The sequence below is a fragment of the Robiginitalea sp. genome (assembly GCF_049588695.1).
GTDB lineage: Bacteria > Bacteroidota > Bacteroidia > Flavobacteriales > Flavobacteriaceae > Robiginitalea.
On the sequence record NZ_JBAVZJ010000642.1, the window covers coordinates 1 to 2,372 of the forward strand.

The 2,372-nt window shown below is 36.6% G+C and carries 4 protein-coding genes; 1 reads left to right on the plus strand and 3 read right to left on the minus strand.

Translation table 11 applies throughout. The annotated features are described in order from the left end of the window. From WBV75_RS14660 to WBV75_RS14670, 3 genes are all read right to left on the minus strand, one after another. A partial coding sequence (locus WBV75_RS14660) for a GIN domain-containing protein (RefSeq protein ID WP_424121325.1) occupies positions 1 to 539 on the minus strand: 539 nt, incomplete at its 3' end. Positions 540 to 982: 443 nt separating this feature from the next. After that, positions 983 to 1,315, minus strand: a complete 333-nt coding sequence (locus WBV75_RS14665; RefSeq protein ID WP_424121326.1) for a helix-turn-helix domain-containing protein — start codon at positions 1,313 to 1,315, stop codon at positions 983 to 985. A gap of 15 nt (positions 1,316 to 1,330) precedes the next feature. After that, positions 1,331 to 1,678: a type II toxin-antitoxin system RelE/ParE family toxin gene (locus WBV75_RS14670; protein WP_424121327.1), complete on the minus strand. Its 348-nt coding sequence runs from the start codon at positions 1,676 to 1,678 to the stop codon at positions 1,331 to 1,333. A 488-nt stretch (positions 1,679 to 2,166) separates the two neighbouring features. Between WBV75_RS14670 and WBV75_RS14675 the strand changes: the two genes are divergently transcribed. Next, positions 2,167 to 2,372: hypothetical protein (locus WBV75_RS14675; RefSeq protein ID WP_424121328.1), on the plus strand; the 206-nt coding region annotated here is incomplete at its 3' end.

The following is a 2,372-nucleotide window of genomic DNA, read 5'->3' on the forward strand; positions in this document are numbered from 1 at the left end:
CCAATACTCCCGGAACTGATCTCCATTAAACTTTCACCATATACGGTTGTGTTCATATTATCCAGCTTAACCTCCTCAAGGTAAACCTCGGATTCCCCATATATGGTAAGGGTAAATTTCGATTGTTTGATGGGACTTTTACATTCAAAACGCTCTTCCCCCCTCAGCGATAACTCATCGAGTACCTGATAAGTTACGGTGGCATGAACTACCGTCCCCTTATAAATGGAACGTTTCTCAGACCAACCGTCCATCTCCACCTTCTCTTGCTTTGTCGTGGTTTTCGCATTATCCAAATACAGGTGTAAGGTTTTCCCTGAGGACTCCACGTTCAGCACCTCGAGGGGTTCCGTGCTGGAATGTATGATTACGGATTCGGAGTCTCCTTTCACAAATGTTACGGAAATATGGGGGCTGACAATTACTTTGTTAAATCGATCCACGGAGAACTCTTTAACCTGGGAATATCCGTGAAGTGTAAAAAGAACGGAGATGACGAAAAAGAGTCCGGATTTGCTGGAATTAAATACTGTTTTCATAAATGTTTGTTTTTTGATTGAAAATTTTTTGATTGATTTTTTGACTTTATTGAAACCTAGTCAGGGTAAAATATAACTGAATTATTTGACAATGGATTACCCTTGGGTCAGCTTTTGAGTATTTCAAAAAGCTTCACGTTCATAGATAAATTTTAAGCTCCTATCTTTTGTGATTTCCGGTTGACCTGTATCTGTGAGGGGCCAGCTGGAGCGGTGGCGTGCGTTGAGAATTGCTCCTAACTTGAAAATAAAACCAATTAGCCTTATGAGATTTTTCATTCCCTCCGGAATTCGGAAGCAAGCTTTTAATAGGACTGCTAACTGCAACTGGCTTCTGTATAGGCAGCTTTCATAGAAACAAATCCTGAGATGTAACATTCTGGCAGCGCTTAATTGCAGACAAGCTGTCCTAAGGAATGAGGTATCTAAATTGGTTGTAGTAGCTACGCATTATGGTAATTGGCTTCATTTATTTGCACACTAAATTTGATTTTTGCTTGAAGGGCTTCAAAAACTTTAAGAATAGTATCAAGGGTAACATTTTTGGTGTTTCTTTCCAATTTGGAAATTTGAGCCTTTTGCACACCTATTAATTTCCCCAGTTCCTCCTGGGTCATATTCCTTTCTTTTCTAACCGCTTTTATCATCTCAGCCAGGATTTCAATTTTCAAATCAAATTCATAGCGATCACGATCCGGAGTACCAACTTTACCCAGATGTTTATCCTTGAGTTGATCAAGGGTCATTATTTTGGATTTTCCTACTTGAGTAGCCATGACTAATATTATTAATTATTTAAAATATTCGTTTTTGAGTGTATTTGCTTTGACAATTTCTTTTTTAGGTATTTTGTCTATTTTCTTGATTAAACCATGAGTGGCCACAACCAAAGTCTCTTTTTTGTTTCTCTTGTCCCAAAAAGCTAATAGTCTGTATTGATTTCCCCGGTATTTAGCTCTGAACTCCCAAATTTCATTGGTAAGCTTTTTGAAAAGCTTGGAATCATTAACAAACCTGGATTTGTCGATATTGAAAATTATTTTCTTTCTATCTTTTTCATCCAGGCTTTCTAAGAAATCTATAGCTTCTTCTAAGAAGGTAACTTCAAACTTTGCCTTCATTAAACCTATTGCTTTCAAAATTATAAAAATGTTTCCTTATATGGAAACTAAAACTCAACCCTTTAGCAAGCAAACTCAACATTTGAATATGGCATATAATGCACAATATTCCTTGCAGTAATCAATCCTGCTTCGGACCAGTGAAGTAATAGATATTGATATAAGTTCTTACTGTAGTTAGGGTTTTTTGACAATAAAGGATATCAAAAACCCTGTTTCACGAAGTAAGGGATCGGCAGTGAAATAAGAATGCAGGATGAATATTTATCTAAACTTGAAGGAAAGCCGTCCTAAAGATTGGGGTATCTACAAGTGTCTTGAATGAGTTAAAAACCTTCTGGATTATTTATTCAAAATTGTTGCTCAAACCCAAAAGAACAGTTACTGCTAACCTATATCCATTTTGAATAGCTAGTTTCTGATTCTTAGGAGTTTTGATCAATTGTAAACTGAACATTTTATATGTATTTTCGAATTGAACCTAAATTTCAACCCTTAGAACAGCCATGGAGTCTGATGTAAAAGAAATCAAAACTCATCATACATTTTGCAGAATTTGTGAGGCATTATGCGGTCTTGAGGTACAAACGCAAAACAATCAGGTAATTGCTATCAAGCCCAATGAAAATCATGTAGCGACTGAAGGATTTTCTTGTGTAAAGGGCTTATACCAGCATGAAATGTATCAATCACCCGATCGGTTAAAGTATCC